Annotated in this window: 16 protein-coding genes; all 16 read right to left on the bottom strand. The window is 34.8% G+C overall.

Going from position 1 to position 19,998, the window contains the following annotated elements:
• Window positions 1-10 precede the first annotated feature (10 nt).
• On the bottom strand, window positions 11-3,547 hold the full coding sequence (gene nifJ / locus MRZ08_RS02760; protein ID WP_297379014.1) for a pyruvate:ferredoxin (flavodoxin) oxidoreductase: 3,537 nt from the start codon (window positions 3,545-3,547) through the stop codon (window positions 11-13).
• Between the two features lie 83 nt (window positions 3,548-3,630).
• The gene (locus MRZ08_RS02755) at window positions 3,631-4,836 is read right to left on the bottom strand and encodes a dicarboxylate/amino acid:cation symporter (protein WP_297379012.1); all 1,206 of its coding nucleotides are present in this window, start codon (window positions 4,834-4,836) and stop codon (window positions 3,631-3,633) included.
• A gap of 230 nt (window positions 4,837-5,066) precedes the next feature.
• A complete protein-coding gene (locus MRZ08_RS02750; protein ID WP_297379010.1) occupies window positions 5,067-6,002 on the bottom strand; it encodes an L-lactate dehydrogenase in 936 nt (311 codons plus the stop codon).
• A gap of 71 nt (window positions 6,003-6,073) precedes the next feature.
• Complete coding sequence (locus MRZ08_RS02745) at window positions 6,074-7,846, bottom strand: phosphatidylglycerol lysyltransferase domain-containing protein (RefSeq protein WP_297379008.1); 1,773 nt, start codon at window positions 7,844-7,846, stop codon at window positions 6,074-6,076.
• Window positions 7,827-8,546 (bottom strand): alpha/beta hydrolase, encoded by a 720-nt coding sequence (locus MRZ08_RS02740; RefSeq protein ID WP_297379005.1) that lies wholly within the window; start codon window positions 8,544-8,546, stop codon window positions 7,827-7,829. Before MRZ08_RS02740 ends, MRZ08_RS02745 begins: the two co-directional genes overlap by 20 nt.
• Window positions 8,547-8,820: 274 nt before the next feature.
• Window positions 8,821-10,146: a magnesium transporter gene (gene mgtE, locus MRZ08_RS02735; RefSeq protein WP_297379003.1), complete on the bottom strand. Its 1,326-nt coding sequence runs from the start codon at window positions 10,144-10,146 to the stop codon at window positions 8,821-8,823.
• A gap of 167 nt (window positions 10,147-10,313) precedes the next feature.
• Entirely contained in the window at window positions 10,314-11,558 is a 1,245-nt protein-coding gene (pepT, locus tag MRZ08_RS02730; RefSeq protein ID WP_297379002.1) for a peptidase T, read from the bottom strand.
• 6 nt (window positions 11,559-11,564) lie between these two features.
• Window positions 11,565-12,248 carry a YjjG family noncanonical pyrimidine nucleotidase gene (locus MRZ08_RS02725; protein ID WP_297379000.1) on the bottom strand — a complete coding sequence of 228 codons (684 nt, stop codon included), beginning with the start codon at window positions 12,246-12,248 and terminating at the stop codon, window positions 11,565-11,567.
• A complete protein-coding gene (locus MRZ08_RS02720) occupies window positions 12,245-12,883 on the bottom strand; it encodes a Maf family protein (RefSeq protein WP_297378998.1) in 639 nt (212 codons plus the stop codon). Before MRZ08_RS02720 ends, MRZ08_RS02725 begins: the two co-directional genes overlap by 4 nt.
• A gap of 2 nt (window positions 12,884-12,885) precedes the next feature.
• The gene (locus MRZ08_RS02715) at window positions 12,886-13,665 is read right to left on the bottom strand and encodes a gamma-glutamyl-gamma-aminobutyrate hydrolase family protein (protein ID WP_297378996.1); all 780 of its coding nucleotides are present in this window, start codon (window positions 13,663-13,665) and stop codon (window positions 12,886-12,888) included.
• Window positions 13,666-13,985: 320 nt separating this feature from the next.
• The gene (locus MRZ08_RS02710; protein ID WP_297378993.1) at window positions 13,986-14,414 is read right to left on the bottom strand and encodes a DUF2871 domain-containing protein; all 429 of its coding nucleotides are present in this window, start codon (window positions 14,412-14,414) and stop codon (window positions 13,986-13,988) included.
• Between the two features lie 88 nt (window positions 14,415-14,502).
• Entirely contained in the window at window positions 14,503-15,057 is a 555-nt protein-coding gene (locus MRZ08_RS02705) for a TetR/AcrR family transcriptional regulator (protein ID WP_297378991.1), read from the bottom strand.
• 47 nt (window positions 15,058-15,104) lie between these two features.
• Entirely contained in the window at window positions 15,105-15,536 is a 432-nt protein-coding gene (locus MRZ08_RS02700) for a hypothetical protein (RefSeq protein WP_366111044.1), read from the bottom strand.
• Between the two features lie 263 nt (window positions 15,537-15,799).
• Window positions 15,800-18,238 carry a phospholipase D family protein gene (locus MRZ08_RS02695; RefSeq protein ID WP_297378987.1) on the bottom strand — a complete coding sequence of 813 codons (2,439 nt, stop codon included), beginning with the start codon at window positions 18,236-18,238 and terminating at the stop codon, window positions 15,800-15,802.
• 104 nt (window positions 18,239-18,342) lie between these two features.
• Window positions 18,343-19,677 (bottom strand): GTPase, encoded by a 1,335-nt coding sequence (locus tag MRZ08_RS02690; protein WP_297378985.1) that lies wholly within the window; start codon window positions 19,675-19,677, stop codon window positions 18,343-18,345.
• Between the two features lie 66 nt (window positions 19,678-19,743).
• The coding region (locus tag MRZ08_RS02685; RefSeq protein ID WP_297378983.1) for an EamA family transporter at window positions 19,744-19,998 on the bottom strand (255 nt) is incomplete at its 5' end.

Raw genomic sequence — 19,998 nt, 5'->3', positions numbered from 1 at the left:
ATTACCTCTTTTATTTTCCTTGCGCCATTTTCTTGTAAGATTCTAATCTTTCACGTGCTGCTTCTTCTGCTTCTGCATATAGTTGGTCTGCACTTTCAGGGAAGGCCTTCTTAAGTGATGCGTAACGAACTTCACCTTGAAGGAATTCTTGGAAGGATTCTTCTGGATCTTTTGAATCTAAAGTGAATGGATTCTTGCCTTCTGTTGCTAGGAGTGGGTTGAATCTCCATAAGTGCCAGTAACCTGAAGCTACAGCTTCTTTTTCTCTTCTTTGAGTCTTGCCCATTCCAGCCTTGATACCGTGGTTGATACATGGAGCGTAAGCAATGATTAGTGATGGTCCTGGATAAGCCTCTGCTTCCTTGATTGCCTTAAGTGTTTGAGCTTGGTTTGCTCCCATAGCAACTTGCGCAACGTATACGTATCCATAGGTTGTCATCATTAGACCGAGGTCTTTTTTACGTACTTTTTTACCTGATGCGGCAAATTTTGCAACTGCTGCAAGTGGTGTTGCCTTTGAAGATTGACCACCTGTGTTAGAGTAAACTTCTGTATCGAATACTATGATGTTGATATCTTCTCCGCTTGCAAGTACGTGATCTACTCCTGAAAATCCTATATCGTAAGCCCAGCCGTCACCGCCGAATATCCATTGACTCTTCTTAACCATGTAGTCCTTAAGTGCCTTAACTCTTCCTACTATTCTCTTAGCTTCTGGGTCATCGATTTCATTTCCTAGAAGTGACTCTATTTTTATTGCAGCTTTCTTGCTTGCTTCAAAGTCATTGTTATTTTCTAACCATTCATTAAAGGCATCATTTAATGGGCTTTGTACATGTAGTCCTAGGAATTTCTTCATGAGATTTTCTAGGGCAAGTTTGTTAGCCTTACTTGCTAAAAGCATTCCGTAACCATATTCTGCCGCATCTTCAAATAGTGATGAAGCCCAAGCAGGACCTTCGCCCTTGTTATTTGTACAATATGGCATTGATGGAACTGATGAACCCCAGATTGATGAACATCCTGTAGCGTTTGAGATAAGTTGATGGTCCCCATATAGTTGAGTGATTAGCTTAGCGTAAGGTGTTTCTCCACATCCTGCACATGCTCCAGAAAATTCTAGTAGAGGTCTTGAGAATTGAGAATTTTTCACATTGTTAGCTTCAATTTCGTCATCTTTGTATCCAACTTTGTTGTGAGCATATTCCCAATTGTCTGCTTGTTTATTTATTTGCTCATCAATTGGCTTCATCTCTAGGGCCTTTGTTGGAGCAGGACATACATCTACACAGTTACCACATCCCATACAGTCATATGGAGATACTTGGATTCTAAATTCATATCCTTCTAGTCCCTTACCTATAGCCTTCTTCGTTTCAAAGCCTTCTGGAGCATTTGCTTTAGCTTCTTCATCTAATAAGAATGGTCTAATGGTTGCGTGAGGACATACAAATGAACATTGGTTACATTGGATACAATTTTCAATCTTCCATTCTGGTACGAATAGAGCTATACCTCTCTTTTCATATTGGCTTGTTCCCGCCATATATTGTCCATCATCATATGGTAGGTAAGCTGATACAGGTAGATCATCTTCGTGAAGATTGATGATTGGTTTAACCATATTTCTAATGAAGTCTGGCTCATCTGTATTATCTTCTGCTGCTTCTACCTTAAGATTCTTCCAACTATCTGGAACTTCTACCTTAGATAATTCTTCTCTTGTCCTATCAACTGCCTTGTTGTTCATATCAACAATATCTTGACCCTTCATTCCGTATGAAGCTTGAATAGATTCTTTTAGATAATTTATAGCATCATCAATTGGAAGAACTTTTGATAGAATAAAGAAGGCTGTTTGAATTACCATGTTTGTTCTGTGGCCTAATCCAACTTCTAGGGCGATTTTTGAAGCATTTACAGTGTAGAATTGGATATTTCTCTCTGCTATATCTTTTTTCATAGCAGCTGGCATATGCTCTTCTAATTCTTCCATACTCCAAATTGTATTTAGGAGGAAGATTCCGCCATCTTTTAGGTTCTTAGTTAGTTCGTATTGTTTTACATAGGCTTGAGGTGAGCATGATACAAAGTCAGCCTCATCTATTAGGTAAGCCGCATGAATTGGATTTGGTGAGAAACGCAAGTGAGATAGGGTTAGACCGTTACTCTTTTTAGCGTCGTAGTCGAAGTAGCCCTGAGCAAACATGTCAGTGTTATCACCTATAATCTTGATAGCATTTTTGTTAGCACCGACAGTACCATCACCACCATTACCCCAGAAGATACATCTATTTGTTTTACCATCATCTATTACGAAGCTCTTATCAAATTCTAGTGATGTATGCATTACATCATCATCAATACCAACTGTGAAGTGGTTTTTTGCGTCCTCTTTTGCTAGGTTGTCAAATACAGCCTTGATATGAGCAGGGTTTGTGTCCTTTTGACCAAGACCGAAACGACCGCCAATGATCTTTGGATTTCTATCAGAATTAGCAAACACTTCTACTACATCTAGGTATAAAGGCTCACCAACAGAACCTTTTTCTTTTGTTCTATCTAAAACAGCGATTCTTTCAACTGTCTGTGGAATGGTTTTCAATAAATGTTCAGCTGAAAATGGTCTATATAGATGAACTTTAACAAGTCCTACTTTTCTACCTTCTTCGTTTAATCTATCAACAGTTTGATTGATTGTATCGGTTCCAGAGCCCATTGCAATTATGATATCAGTAGCTTCAGGATCTCCTACATAGTTGAATAATGAATAATCTGTGCCGATTTTTTCGTTAATCTTATCCATATATTCTTCAACTATAGCTGGCAATCTATCATATGCTTCATTTTGTGCTTCAGTTCTTTGGAAATATCCACCCTTTTCAAATACACCACGCATGGTTGGTCTATGTGGAGATAGGGAATCGTTTTTAAAGGCATCAATTGCTTCGTAATCAACCATGTCTTCAAATTGGTCATAGTCCCAAACTTCTATTTTTTGAATCTCGTGACTTGTTCTAAATCCATCAAAGAAGTTAACAAATGGAATTCTAGCCTTAATTGCTGCTAAGTGGGCAACTGGAGATAAGTCCATAATCTCTTGAACAGATCCTGATGCGAGCATCGCAAAGCCAGTTTGTCTACCTGCCATAACATCTTGGTGGTCACCGTACATATTAATTGTACAAGTAGAAATAGAACGAGCTGCTACGTGGAATACTGCAGGAAGTCTCTCACCTGCCATTTTGAACATATCTGGAATCATTAGGAGGAATCCTTGGCTTGCTGTATATGTAGATGTCAATGCACCTGCTGCTAATGATCCATGAACAGCACCAGCAGCTCCAGCTTCGTGTTGCATCTCTGTAACTGAAACTTCATTTCCGAAAAGGTTTTTTCTACCTTGAGCAGCCCACTTGTCAATAAATTCAGGCATTGGTGAAGATGGTGTAATAGGATAAACTGCTGCAACATCAGAAAATGCGTAAGATACGTGAGCTGCTGCAGTATTTCCATCCATTGTTTTCTTTTTTCTTGTAATAGTCATAGTCTCTCCTTATGTAATACGTTAAAGAAATATGTATAAGCGGAAAAATAGAACTCAAAAGAGTCCTATTTTAACTTTTTCTTTTATTTAACTAATTCATCAATGTAAGCTTCATTAGCCTTTGGATCTAATTTAAATCCGCTAATCTTATTTACTATACATGCGATAGCGCCATCACCAGAAATATTGCAAGCTGTACCAAAAGAGTCTTGGGCAACGTACAAAGCTATGATTAAGGCTGTCATAGGTTCAGTAAATCCAAGCATAGATTGAAGAATTCCTAAAGCCGCCATTACTGCCCCTCCAGGTACTCCTGGTGCTGCAACCATAGTCACACCAAGCATTAGAATGAATGGGAATATGTGAGCTAAAGTAACATCTCCACCTTGTAGCATAAGTATTGACATAGCACAAGATGTAAGGGTAATGGTTGAACCAGATAAGTGGATTGTAGCACAAAGAGGAATAACAAAATCTGCTATACCCTTGTTAACACCCATTTTATAGGTTTGTCTTAATGTTACAGGGATTGTTGCTGCTGATGATTGGGTACCTACTGCTGTCATATAAGCTGGGAAGATATTTTTGATTTTTTCAAATGGGCTTCCTCCAGACATAGAACTTGCTATAGTGTATTGAATCAAAATAGTCAACCAGTGAAGTATAATTACCATTATAAATACTTTTGAGAATACTGATAATACCTTTGCTACTGTTCCTTGATATGCCAAGTTAGCAAAAATACCAGCTATGTGGATAGGCAATAAAGGAATTACTATGTTTGAAATTAATTTGGTAATAATATCAGAAAACTCGTGTACTGCTTTTTTAAGGAATTCTCCCTTAACTGCAGCAATACCAACACCCAATATAAAGGATATAATAAGTGCTGTTGTTACACTAAATATAGGATCCATTGGTGATTCAAAGAATGGCTCAAGAACTTTACCTGTGTTTTGGTCAGGGTTGAAGTTCATTGTACCAGGATCTATAAAGTGTGGTAATATAGCGCTTCCTGTGAAATATGTAGCCGTACCGAATATTACTGTTGATAGATATGCAATTCCAGCAGTAATAGCTAGTGTCTTACCTGCATCATTTCCTAAGTCTGCTATACCTGGGATAACAAATCCCATGATGATTAAAGGAATAACAAAGTTTAGGAAGTTGCCAAATAGTCCATTAAAGGTAATTAATATTCTTACAAGGACTGCTGGTCCAAATAGACCGATTAGAATACCTAAAATGATGGCTATGATTAGCCTTGGCAGTAAACCTAATTTTTTCATTTCTTCCTCCTAAATGAAAATTGATCATATGATCATCTTTATAATATCAAATATACGTTTTCATGTCAACTTTATTTCGCTAAATTAATCCCCCTTGAAATCTCTGATGATACTTATTATTAAAATCAAAGTTGTGATAAATTCTCTCTGATAACGTTTTACTATATTGAAATCGTATTCATATAAGCAAAAAAAGAAACGAGATATTTAACCCGCTTCTTTTAGCCAATTTAGAATGACTTATCTATTATATTTTTAAGGGTTTCTGCTGATTTTTGCATTCTTTCATTTTCTGTATCGGTCAAAGGTACTTCTATAACCCATTTTACACCATCTTTACCTATAACAGTTGGCACTCCTATATAAATATCCTTTAGTCCGTATTCTCCATTAAGATATGAAGATGTAGAAAATACTGAGTTCTCATCATTAATAATTGATTCAACAATTCTTGCTAGAGCCATGCCTATTCCATAAAATGTTGCGCCCTTCTTCTTTATAATCTCATAGGCAGCATTTTTTGTCTTCTCAAATGTATCAAGTAGGGCTAGCTCATCAACTTCGCTGTTTGCCTTAACCCATTCATAAATTGGTAGGCCACCGATGTTTGTGTGAGACCAAACTGCAAATTCGCTATCTCCGTGTTCACCAAGGATAAAGGCGTCAACACTTCTAGGATCTATTCCTATAAGTTGAGCAATCTCTTTCTTAAATCTAGAAGAATCGAGGGTTGTTCCTGTCCCTATTACCTTGTTTGCAGGAAAGCCTGAAAATTTCCAAGTAGCATACGTTAGAATATCTACTGGGTTACTTGCTACAAGAAATATTCCATCAAAACCAGAATCTACAACTTTTCCTACCATGTCTTTGAAAATAGATAGGTTTTTCTCTACTAGATCAAGTCTTGTCTCCCCATCCTTTTGTGGTATCCCTGCTGTTATTACGACAACTTCGGCATCCTTGCAATCCTTATAGTCTGCCTTATAGATTGACTTTGGCTTAGAAAAACTTAAAGCATCTGATAAGTCCATAGCATCTCCGTAAGCCTTGTCTTCATTTATATCAATTATTCCGAGTTCCCTGCCTATGCCAAGTATTGTGGAAGCATAAGCAAAGGAGGAGCCAACTGCTCCATCTCCAATTAAAATTACCTTACTATCTTTCATAAAAACTCCTTTATACCCTATTCTTTTACTAGGATATAATCATTATACTATAATTTCCGACTATCAAAAGATTATTTATTATTTTTCGTACTTTTTTTATCAATTAGAGCTACAGCTAATAGAGAATATAAAAGCCAATTCCCCTTAGCGTAGGCCATATATTTAGGAAGCCATATACTAGCATATTTCTGCTTATAATTTCTAAGTCCCTTAAATGAATAAAATCTACTGCCGTGTTTATAAACAAGATAGGCGAGTCTTTCTGAAAGATAGGCTGATTTCATAAGACCAACGTTTGATAGGGGTGCCATCCCGAGATTAAAATACTTGTATGAGTTTTCCTGACCATAGATAAACAGGTTAAGAAATAGAAAATCCATCATAGAATTAACATTTTTATCTTGATCGTAACGCATCAAATCTATAGTAAGGACTTCTGGATTCTTGTTTGGCATGATATTAGTAAAGGCTGTTATCTCATCATCTTTATCCAAAACAATTGCTATTTCAGTTCTTCTTAGATAAGCTCTATCGAAAAATCCTAAGGAAAAGCCCTTCTCTCTTTTATCCTTTAGCCAAGAATTTGAAATTTCTTCTAACTTATCTAGGAATTCATCAGTATAGGGATAAGATACAAGCTGAAATTTATAGCCTTCTTTGGCAAATCTATTTAGTATATTTCTCTCTGTGGATTTCTTTCTTCCTTTTAGGGAAAAGTCTGTGAGATTAACCATGGCATTTTCCCCAAATTTCATAAAATCATATCCATAATCGTGTAGGCTTAGGGTGAAACTCTCACCTACTTCATAAAATATAGGATTAAGGCCCGACTTTTGGCATGCTTCATTAAAAGCAAAGAGCGCTAAGGCAATATCCTCTTCTTTTCCAAAAGGCTCGCCCATGACTATTGCCTTGTTATTAATGACTTGATATTGAAAGGCTACAGTTTTTTCTCCGTCCTCGTTCCTATAATAATATATATATTTATCATTTAGGAAAGAAAGTCCAGAAGCTAGGGATTGACTTGACCCATATTTATCAATCAATGAGTCTAAATCGTCTATATTTGTCTCGTAAAGACCCTCTCCTCCCTTTTTCATATAAGAAAATATTAGCTTAGTAAGTAGGATAAAAATACCTAGGATAAGAATAATGTATATAAGGCTAAGGGGCAAGCTGTGGTATTTATTCCTATTTATATTTAAAATATAGAAGAAAAATCCTACAAGAAAGAGTATACAATCTACAGTCTTCTCTTCCCAACTATAGATGAATCTCTCCTTAAACAAAAACTTTCTAGTATAAAATCCAAGGCCCATTAGGATAAGGACAGGTAGGATTGACACCACATTTTCACCAATTGCAAGAAGAAAGAAAATATGACAAAAACCAGTAAGCATAAGAAGTTTTACTGATTTCTTTTGCTTATCTATAGATAGTCTCCCCACGATTAAGAATAAATATCCTAAAAGCAAGTATATAGTAAGCAAAACAAGTTCTATAGCCGTTAACTCTTTGCTTACATTGCCTATATTATAGAAATTCTCTAAAGAAATTACTGAAAGTATAATATATGTTCCATATAGAATTATAAATATACTATTTATTTTTTGTATAAGCTCTTTAATTACTCTTAGGGCGAAGTCACCATACTTTTCTTTAACTTTCCTAAGAAAGTCTTTAGATAGAATGCCTATTCCTGTAAATGAAAGTATAGCAAAAACAAGAAGGAAGCCATTAACATAATGATCTTTACTTGCCTTTCCTACTATAAAAGCAATAAGAGCAAGTAAGACTAAGGATAAAAATATAGTAGCTTTCTTTTTATTTACTAATTTGTTCATTATTTCCCTCCATAAATTCCATTACAAGTTTGTTAAATAAATAGGGATGAGATCTCGCTAGCTTATGGCCTGCTTTTTTTACTATGACAAGCCTTGAACGATCGATTGATTCAGAAATGTTCTTCACATGATCAAGCCTTATCAGATCGAAAGATCCAACTATTATCAAAACCTCACTTTTAACATCTCCTAGGTCTGTCTTATTTAATCTCAAATCTTTCAAAAGTAAGGCAGCAACCCTCTTATTTCTCTTAAAAAAGGGCAAGATATTCCAAAAAATATTCTCCCCAAGGCTAATTGTTCTGCTTAAAAGTCTAGTTCCACTAAATCTTATGTTTGGAGCATTTAAAATTAATTTCTCTACTAGAGCAGGATATCTGATTGTGAATAAGAGGGCAAGATTTGCTCCATCAGAAAATCCTAAAATATTAGCACTCTTTATAGAAAGTTTTTCAAAAATCTCCTTGAGGTCACTTGCCATAAGCTCGAAAGTCAATTTGTCTCTGGCATTGTCACTTTTTCCATGGTCTCTAAAGTCTATAAGATATAGGTGAAATTTCCTTGATAGTTCTCCAATATTGTATTCAAAGTATGATGAGTCTCCACCATTTCCATGAAGAAGAAACAAGTTTTCTCCACATCCTGCTTCTTCATAGAAAATTTCTGTACCATCATTTAATTTTATAATTCCCTTTTTCATAAATACCTCTGTCTATATTATACCGAGAATTATATAAATCATATTGATTTTACAACTTATCAAATAAAAATAATTTATTTTGTATATTTTATTATTTTCTTAATCCGATAATCCTCTATTTTTTAACAATGGCAATAGTTTCCTGATTTGATATACAAATCTCTATTCAGACTGTTTATTTTATAATCCTAGAATATTTTTATTTTAGACTAATGTAAATTCTATATAAATATAGACATTATAAAAGACCACGAAATAATCGCGGCCTTAATATCTATAATCCTAGTAAGATTGATGCAACTTCAAAATATATTAGAAGTACAAGTGTATCAACTATTGTTGTAATGAGCGGTCCTGCCATTACTGTAGGATCTATATTAAATTTTTCTGCCATAAGTGGCAACACTCCACCCATGACTTTGGAAAATATTATTGTTAACAAAAGGGTTATAGAGACTGTAAGATTGACACCAATTTGTGCTTGATCCATAAGCATCAATCTTATAAAGTTTATTACTACCAGAATAACTCCTGTAATTAAACCTATACTTGCTTCCTTGAGTATGACCTTAAAGAAGTCTTTAAACTCAATATCTCCCCTATAAAGGGATGTAATTACTGTCGTTGAAGCCTGACTTCCAGCATTTCCACCCGAATCCATGAGCATTGGAATATAGGCTGTTAGGGCAACTGCACTTGCAAGTAAACTCTCGTATTTGTGGATAATGAATCCAGTCATCGTTGCTGTAAGTAGACATATAATAAGCCAAGTAGTCCTTGTTTTTGCAATTTTAAAGCTTGATTCAACTAGGTAAGAATCAGAGTTATCAGAAATACCTGTTATGTTTGACATATCTTCTTGGAACTCTTCGTGTGCTACATCGATTACATCTTCTGCTGGAACTATACCGATTAGTCTGTTTTCAGAATCGACTACAGGCACTTCTCCCAAATCATACTTATAGGAAAGTTTTGCAACAACTTCTTGGTCATCGTTAGGATTAACAGTTACACTTATGCTATTAGCTAGCTCATTTAGGGACTTATCCTGGTATCTTAAAAGATCTGCAATATAAACAAAACCTATTAAGACTAAGGAGTTATTGGTAAGCCATATCTGTTCAAGCTTTTCTGCATCAAGATCTGATTCCATTATCTTATCGAGAGCCTGTTTAGGACTAATATTTTCCTTCACTGACAAGAAGTTAACTGTCATGATAGAGCCGACTGACTCTTTAGGATAGCCTAAAAGCTCATTAACGACCTTTCTCCTGTCCTTATCTATGTGGAAAGTCATAAGTTTCTTCGTGATATTTGCAGGTAGCTCCTGTAGGGTATCTACAAGCTCATCCTCATCCAAATCTCTTACCAGATCTTTTATCTTCTCTTCTGATAGAATATTTACAATTCTCGCCTTGTTTTCAGGTTTTAGTTCAGTAAATGCATCTGCCAAGAGATCTTTTTTAAGTAGCTTAATCCAAATCGCTACGTCCTTTTCTGGCAGAATTTCAAGTTTGTCCGCTATATCAACAGGATCCATCTTATTGATCATCTCTTGGGTCCTGTTAAGCCTTTCTACATCATAATTTTTATCTGTCATTTTTACCTCCATTAGACAAGCTAATCGAGGCATGAATAAGTAAACCTCAACTAGCCTTATTTAATTAAGCCTCAGATTGGGCCCACTTTTATCCATATTTCCTCCTTATAAATATTATGAATTGCCTATTTAATATACCTTTTTTTATAAATAAAGCTATAAGAGCCCTACACACTCATAAGTTCTAAAGTTACTAGGAAAGACTTGTAGAAAGAATCCATAGGTATAAATTCCTTGTTTGAATGAAAGTTATGAGCTCCAGTGAAATAATTTGGGGTAAGGATATTCCTCGTAGATAGATAAGATCCGTCGGTCCCTCCCCTCATAGGGATAATCTTAGGAGTGATTTCAAGTTTCGTGAAAGCTTTTTTTAATTTTTCAATAGCAAGGTAATTATCATCATTGACACTATCTATAATATTGGCGTAAGTATCTTCTATCTCGATCTCAATTTTTGCCTTAATGTATCTTTCTTTAAGTAAATCTGTAATTTTCCTTAGGTAAGATTTTTTCTCAAGAAATTTTTCCTTATCGTGGTCTCTAATGTTAAATTTGACTTCGCAATTAATTACATCAGATTTAATATCCGTTATCCAAATATATCCTTCCCTACCTTCTGTATGCTCGGGCATCTTGCTTCTATCAAGCATAGAGATAAAATCATGGGCTATCATTATAGGATTTACGAGTTTATTTTTAGAAGACATGGGATGGGCACTAAGACCCCTTATTTTGAGATTCCCACTTGCAGCATTGAAGGTTTCATAAATAAGCTCCCCAAGCTCACAGCAATCAATAGTGTAGGCAAAATCAACATCAAAATTATCGAAGTCAATCTTTCGCACTCCTCTTAGCCCAATTTCCTCATCAGGCACAAAGGCTAGATAAATCTTCCCGTGATCTATCGATGAGTTTTCTCTAAGATACCAGATAGCTGTCATAACATTGGCTACAGCTGCCTTGTTATCAGCCCCAAGAACAGACTTGCCATCTGTGACTATTAAGTCATCTCCCAAGTAATTAGCTAGGCTTTTTTCTTCATTTGGGCTAAGTAAAATATTTTCACTTGAATCTAGGATAATGTCTGTCCCATCGTAGGATTTTACAATTCTAGGATTTATATCAGGACTTAGACCAACATCAACCGTATCTAGATGGCAAACCCAGCCGATTTTTGGAGTATCTCTTTCATCAACTCCCCTAGCTTCAATTACCGCTTGCAATACTCCATATTCATTTATCCTAATGTTTTTTGCTCCAAGCTCTTCTAATTCTTTGGCAAGTTTCTTAGCTAGAACTAGCTGGCCCTCGCTAGAGGGGATTTCTTTACTTTCTTCATTCGATTGGCTAGGAATAGATACATATTTTAGGAAATTTTCCAATAGTTTATCTTTTATAATCTTCTCGTCCATAGTAACCTACAATATATCGAGCACTTCTTCTAAGCTATTTACTTCGTAGTCGAAATAAATATCTTTATCCTTCTTTAGTCTATCAGGATTAAACCAAATAGTTTTGATACCAGAATTGTTTCCTCCCCTAATATCAGAGGTCAAGGAATCTCCTATAATCACATATTCGGACTTTTCCTTAGAGCCAACAGTATCGAAGATATAGTCAAAGAATTCCTTGCTTGGCTTTTCAAATCCTATTTTTTCTGATATAAATACGTCCTCAAAGATAGAATCTAGTCCTGCTCCTTTTAGCTTTCCCTCTTGGGCTATAGCAGATCCGTTAGTTGCAGCGTATTGCTTGTATTTTTCTCCTAGCTTATTTACAGTTTCATAGGCCTTATCATTGAAAACATAGGTCTTACCCAAATTTTCCTGAAAGGATATGTTAAAGTCACTGACAATCTCGGTATTGTAACCGTATTTTTCAAAAAATTCTTTAAATCTTCCTTCTAGCACCTCGATTCTAGTGATTTCTCCTCTTTCTAGGGCCTTCCAATATTTATTGTTTATATTTCTATAAACTGCCAGCCTATCATCTGATAAGTCACCCAAATCGTACTGATCGAAACAAGCCCTAATGGCATTTTCTTCAGCCAGGTGAAAGTTTAGTAAAGTTCCATCAACGTCCCACAACACATATTTTATCAATTTTTCTCTCCTAAAATTCTTCTACTTACTTCACTAACAGGAAGGCCAATTATGGTATTTATATCTCCATTAATAAAAGAAATTAGCCTTGGATCTAGGTCTTGGATCCCATAGGCCCCAGCCTTATCCATAACATTTTCTTCCCTTAAATATCCATCAATTATTTCATCCAACGCCTTATAGTAATCGGTAAATCTAACTTCAGCTATAGAATAAAAAACATCCAAATAATTTTCACTTCTCAGGCAAACTCCAGTTATTACAAAGTGACTTTTGCCTAAGTAGGACATAAACATCTCCCTTGCCTCTGCCATATCCCTAGGCTTGCCATATATTTTATCATCCATAATAACCATAGTATCAGACGATATATAAAGGCAATCTTTGACTAAGTCGACATCGGATTTAGCCTTGGCAATCTCAGAGCAGGCCTTGCCGGCCCTTTCTATAAAGTCACAGTCCTTGTACTTTTCCATATATTTTTCTTCGATAGCTCTCTCATCGATTCTTATAGAGGCAATTTCTGGCTTAAGAAAACTAAGCAAGTCCCTCCTTCTGGGAGACTTGCTCATTAGGATATATTTATTATATTTTCCAATTTTGCCAATTTTTTCATAATCATTTACATAGTTCATAGTTAATTCTTACCCGCATTCGAATGTTTTACAAAATCTTTTAGGATTTTTTTAGAGTATTTATCATTTTCATAAGAAAGCTCTGGATGCCACTGCACTCCTAGCATGTAAGAGTAATATGGATTTTCTATTGCTTCTATTAGGCCATCATCACTTGTCGCACTCACACTTAAGCCTTCTGCCAAATCCTTAATTCCCTCGTGGTGGTAGGAATTTACCTCGATCCTATCAGATTTAACAATTTTCGAAAGGCTAGTTCCTCCTCTTATATTTATCTCGTGATAAGTAAGGGTCTTATCACTTCCTCTGTGAATTATTTCTTTAGAGAATTGTTTTTCCAAATCATCATAGAGACTTCCACCATAATAGATATTAATAAGCTGCATACCCCTACATATACCTAAAATCGGCTTATTTTCTTTGATACAGTAGTCCAAAAGCTCTAAGCTCTTCTCATCGTCTTCTCTACTATACTCTTCTACCAAAGACCTATCTCCTCCATATATATCTGGATCAAAATCATTTCCACCAGCAAAAATTACCCCATCAGCTCCTTCTATCTTTCTCTTGCACATATCAGTATCCATCCTACTTGTATCGATATTGTTGATTGCCACATTGTTATCAGTTAAAAATATCTCAATATTTCTTACATTCTGATTATTGTGAACAATAGCTATGTTCTTATAAGAAAAAAACCTATCATATATCAAAATTAGACCCAAAACTAGCAAAAGTGCAAATAATACTAGCTTTATAAATTTTATGATTTTCCTAAACATAAAGCCCTCCTGATTAATATTTCTTTTATATATTATATCATAATTTAATTTAAATATAAATATATAGAAATATAGACTTACTAATATTAATATATAACTTAAATGAAATTAATATAAGATTGCTTTGCTTTCCTATCTATAAACTAGCTATTTCCAATTTAGGATTAATGCGACCTTTTATAATATGCCTAAGATGTAGCTCATCTAAATATAATTTTACTAATATAAGACTTACCTATTTACTCCTTAAGTAACTTTGTAAATTATTATCGTTTAAATCATGACCCCTCTCCAACGATTGTGATAAATCTTTTTTATTCTTATAGATTCTTGACTTTATTAGGATTTAATTTTTTAATATCTAAGAGAACCAAGATTAAGGATACTCCCAGAATTATATGACCCAAACCAGCAACACCTGAAATCATTGCCTCTTCTCCATTACTTAAATTCCTTGCTAAAACTTCAGATAGTCCTCTTACAAACATCATTACTGCACTTAATACCAATCCAACATTATAGAATTTTAAATGCTTATCTATTTTATTATTCTCATCAAAATTTAATGATAGTGACATTAGATATATTAGTAAATACATTATCACCCCTAGGACAAATAAGTGAGGGTGAATTCTGAGAAGGCTAGAAGTACCATCAAAATTCATATATTTTGTAAATTCTCTGTAAAAAACTCCTGCCATCATAGCAAGGACAGCGTAAAAAATTGCCATGTTTATGTATTTTTTCATAATCTTCTCCTTTTTTAAAACAATTATCCACGGATTTTATTCGAACATTGTTCGGTTATACTTATTTAAAAACCGACTCCCTCGTCGGTCAGTATAAAAGTTTCTCTATCATCTTAATCGTAAAGTCAGCTGATTTCTGGCTTAACCAAAGACTTATTATATTTGTAATTATAAAATCAGCGAAGTCTTCCTGGGTAAAATTCTCATCAAAGACATCTACTCTGATATCACAATCATTTGCCAAGATCTCAATAATATTTCCTCTTAGTTCAGTAAGAAAATCATCCATGACAAGTCTTGCTTTTTTATCTTTACTTGACGAAAAACTCATTGAATGAATGTTTAAAAAATTAGGATATTTCTCCATTCCCTTTTTTATATTTGTATAGGTTAAAGAAATATATTCGCTTAATTTTATTTTTCCTAAATCGACTTGATCAAGGCTAAATATATCATCCCAGACACTTTCGATGCTAGCTATCAAAAGTTCATCTTTGGAGGGAAAATAATAGTAAATCGATCCTATAGCAAGATTCGTTCGCTTCGCAACCTTTCTCATATTTAGCCCTGCAATTCCTTCTTCTGCTACTATTTGCCTGCAGACTTTCATAATCATAGACTTAGAGCCATTTTTTCTTAGCATAAGAGATCCTTTCAGTTATCGAACATTGTTCGATGATATTATATTTTCTAATTTTTACTTGTCAAAAGCTTCTTCAAATTAATTTTACTAAGTTCATATATTAGAACAATCATTCCAAAACTTATGCCAAGATATAGGACTGGGCTAGGGAAGTTCATAGGAAATGAATCTGGTAAGTGGTCTAAGTAACCATAATTTGCCGATGCAATTTTATTTACAAGATAAATCACAAAATTCATGATTAGAGTTATTTTACAGATAAATTTAAAATCAAGACCTCTTCTCTCATCTGTTAGTATCATAAGAGCAGACCCCATCGATAAACTATGGCCAAGCACATAAGTTAGGTTTGTTATATGTGGCCAAAGAAATTTTGAAGGATCTGGGAAGCTAAAGGCTATTAGTGTACCTATTATTCCAAGCCAGGCAAAGTAATTACTTAATTTATAATCTTTACGAAAATAGCTAATGGTCATCATAAAAGCTGCTATCCTACAATGATAAAGAGGGAGTCCTTCTCTGATAAATAAAAGCTTACCCTCATAGTACCAGAGCAATAAAGCTATTTCTATTATAGATAAACTCACTAATTGTATAGGAAGGATTTTTCTCTTATATCTTAATTTATAAATTATTATCAAATAAATCAGCAAAATCCCCCATAGCAAAGGCATTTTAATATTGGTCCTAAGATCTTCGCTGTGTCTAAAAAATATTCCATAACTTATTCTTTTCCTCAATTTTATTTAAACTTATCTAAAAACTTAGATAGGATACTACTTTCATCAATTCCTAGCCATCTAAGTAGCTTGTCTTCATCAAATTTAACTTCACTATCACTTTCTTCTATAAGTGTATCTTTTGTCATATAGATAAGGCTTTGTTTTATAATATCACTATCTTTAGAATTCTTATCCAAAGGGAATGTTATTTTTCCATTTTCTTTTCTAATTTTTTTATCCTTATCATAATAGTAAGCTCTTAAGAATTTCTTATACTCTTCTATGTAAGGATTTCTCACATCAATCCATTCGAAAAAGGCCTTGGCGTCTAACTCTATATCAAGTCCACCAATTGTTCCTACAAGGACACTTTGATCTAGGGCTTGCTTGTATATTTCTGATGGCTTTTCATAATTGCCCTTGTTTTCATCAATAGTCGCCGTATTAAAAAAGAGCGATCCTGTTTCTATATCGAAGACAAATTCCTTCTCTCCTGCTCTCTTATATAGCTTTCTCCATTTTTCCTGATTGGATTCAAAATCATCCGTATACCTCTTAGTAGGAAAATATCTTGGTAGAGGCATGCCGCAGGACTTATAATAGTCTCTAAAGATCTCCCTTGTCTGATACAAAAAGTCTACCTTGCCAGACCCATCGGCAAAGTGATTCCATTCATAGTCATCACTATTGTCAAGTCTAACTGCCATTTGTAGAGAAAAATCAGTAAAGAGGATATTATCCATCTTCTCATAAAGCTCCTTGTATACTAAAGGAGAGTCTTTCTTGTATTTATCGTCAAACTTTTTGTCTATTTTTAGATAATAGGACCTTCTCCTTGCTTCAGGAGGGAGGGTATAGCCGTCGGCATTGGTGGTACCTATAGTTACAGGAAAAGGACTTACGATTTCGACCTGGCTATTTGTAGTATTTAATATTAGGTCACGGCCGTAGTTTGCTTTTGTGAAAAATTCTAGAGAAAATTCATCTATAATAATTGGATAGACATTATCTTCCCTAGCCCATCCTTCGATTACCTTGACCCTATTAGATTTGGCCTGGGCCCCACTTGCAAGCTCTGAGAAATTGTAATAGGCCTTATCACTTAGGCCAAGCATCTTATTTATCATCTTTATAAGAGAAGACTTTCCACTTCCAGCAGTTCCTCCAATAAATAGAAATTGGGGAATATCATTTCTTTCCTCGCTAGTTCTTGCTAGTTTCTTAATTTCATAGAGAAATGGTCCCGTGAAGGCATAAAATATTGCTTCCATTATCCTCTGCCCATACTTATCGTCGTATTTGTGGACAAAGGATTCGAAAGTATGTATAAACTCATCAAGGAGGCTTAGGGCCTTTCTAATTTCTTCAATATCTTTCTTTTCCCCAAAAGGAATAAATTCATCTGTTAGCTCACTTTTAACCAGAAGGCCACTCTTAGCTTTTCCTATATTTCTAGTCTCTGGCTTTGAGAACAAGAGTGTTCTGTCGCCTGATTCAATATCAGTATTTACTTTTATAGTCTTAACTGTGTCATTGACAAGCTTTTTGATAGCAGGAGCTTTCTTGATTGTAGGCTCTTTGGTTCTGTTATTAACCGATTCACGAACTAGCTTATAGGCTTGATTATCCAAGTCATTATCTCTAATTTTCTCATCATCAAGGGCCTTTTTATCCTCATCCATATCCTTAATCTGTCCTATGGCGTCAGCAGGAATTAGAGAATTCGCCTTAAAGTCTTCTACTTTTAGGATTAACTCTATTGCTTGATTTTTCTTTATCTTTTCCACTTCTTCGTTAGTTAGGACAATTACCGAATCAGTATCCTTAATATTTTCAAGCTTTTTCTTATTAGTTACCATAAGCTCTTTTGGGAAATAATTTGTTAAAATATCCGAGAAGGACTCATAATAGTCCTTATAAATACCAAAAAGCTCGCTATCATCATATATTATAATATTCTCATATTGGCTTGTAGTTTTTTGAAAGGCCATCTCCGATAGATTACAAGATCCTAGGATTATCCTATTTTGACCACTTTCCCTATTTTCTAGAAGATAGAATTTAGAGTGGATACTTGCTCCAAAAGGAACTTTTACCTCAAAAGATTTCTCTGCTAGCTTTCTTTTCATATCCATATCAAGACCTTGGTAGGTCTTAATGCTTGTATTGTTAAGAACTTCTTTAATCTGTGCCTTGAGCTTTTTGGCAAAAATATTGGCAGATTGTTGGACCTTGTCTTCGTTTATCCCAACTACAATCTCTACCTTGTCGAAGTCCTTGATATATTTATTGAGGAAGGTCGTAGAGATTGAGTAAGTCACAGCCAAAATCGAATCGTATTTATCATGATTGAATATTTCCTCAATAGACATATCGACCTTTTTGTTATCCTTACAAATATGAAGGCTTTCTCTTTTATCTTCTATAAAATCAATGCCCAAAGACATTTGCTTTTCCATAAGCCACCCCTTTCTTGCTTTATTTAATTATAATATAAATTAATTATTTTATAAAGTAAGAAAAGAAAAACCTAAGAGAAAACTCATCCCCTTAGGTAAATTTCTTATTCACTTTCCTTATCTTTTTTCTTTATTTCCTTGACCCTATCTTTGTAATCCTTCTTGACCTTGGCTAAATCTATGCCTTCTATATAGTAGCTTTTGCTAGCCTCACCAATGGCCTTGGTGCCCATGGCCGCTACTGTAGCACTTACCGCAGTTCCAGCAGTCGGAAGAATAAGATTTAAAAGCTTAGATAATTGTTGAGAACCAAGTCTAAAGAGATTTCCAGCAAGACCTACTCCTCCAAGAGATAAGAGAAATTCCTTGGCAGTTTCCTTGCTAATAGTCCTGCCAGAAAGATTCGCAATTAGACTCACTAGAGCGATTTGTAGACCTATTAAAGGATAAATATCTGCTATGGGTATAGGTGCCATGGCGACAGTTGCTGCAAAGCCTGAAAACACATTTATAAACTTATCGCAAAGATTTGACAAGACCCTATTCATCCTACAAGCAAGTCTTAGACCGACTATGGCATCATAATCACTTATGGCTTCTTCCAAGGCATCAATCAGATTTTCAATACCAAACCTTCCATCAAATTGAATTTCAAGATCAGCTAATCTAGATTGGGAAAGGTCATTTATAGAATCAACATCTATAAACTCATCCTCAAGCATCCAATCGATCAAGGAAGAAACTGGGATTATTTCCTTAACTTCAAGCTCTCCTTCTTCTATGATTTTTCCATAATATTTAACAACTTCACTAATGTTTTTGTTCTTACTTATTGGATATTCCTTAGGATCTTTTATTCTTGATGGAGCGAGCTCATCTACCTTGTTTATAGCAACTATTACTGGCAAATCAACTCCGTTTGTATTTTTATAATCTTCACAGATACCTTTAACAAACTCAACATCAGTAATGACATCATCCCTGTGACTAGCGTTTAGCATAAAGATAGTCACATCAGGCATGAATTCTTTTACTTCCTTTTTTATCGTCTCTTCTGCTGATATTTTTTCATCAAGGGCAAGGGATTCGGAAGTTCCCCTAGTATCTAAAATCTGCATGAGGACTTCGCCATTTTCCTGATAATCATACATATCACATTCCTGTGTGTAGGAGTAGACGTCATTTACAGGAGCAAGGTATCTTCCATTTATAGCATTAATGAGTGAACTCTTCCCTACTCCAGTCCTACCCATAAGGAAAATCCTAGGCGGCCTATAGTTTTCCATATCATCCATGACTCTTTTAAGCTCTTCATCGTTAAGGATCATCTTTCTAAGCTTATCTCTCATAGGATCTGGTACAGAGTCTATAGTTTTTTCTAAATTTTTGTAAATATGTTTAATTCTTTCAATTGCATATGTCGAATTATTGTTAGCCATAAAATCTCCTTTACTCATTAGTATCATTATACATAAATTTAGCAAATAAAAAAGAGGCCTAAGCCCCTAGATAACCATGACAAGACTTCCAATACCAATGAGTATTGCTCCTATGATGGATTTTTTGCTAAATTCTTCCCCTAGAAATATGAAGGCAAGAATAAAAGTTATAAGTACACTTGTCTTATCTATTGCAGTAACCTTTGACACCTCGCCGTTTTTAATGGCTGCGTAATAGCATAACCAGGAAAATCCAGTTGCAAGGCCAGAAAGAATTAGAAAAAGCCAGGATTTATGAGATATATCATGAATTCCACTTTG

Source organism: Anaerococcus sp. (genome assembly GCF_022770135.1).
Classification (GTDB): domain Bacteria; phylum Bacillota; class Clostridia; order Tissierellales; family Peptoniphilaceae; genus Anaerococcus.
This window is presented reverse-complemented; position numbering and strand designations above follow the sequence as displayed.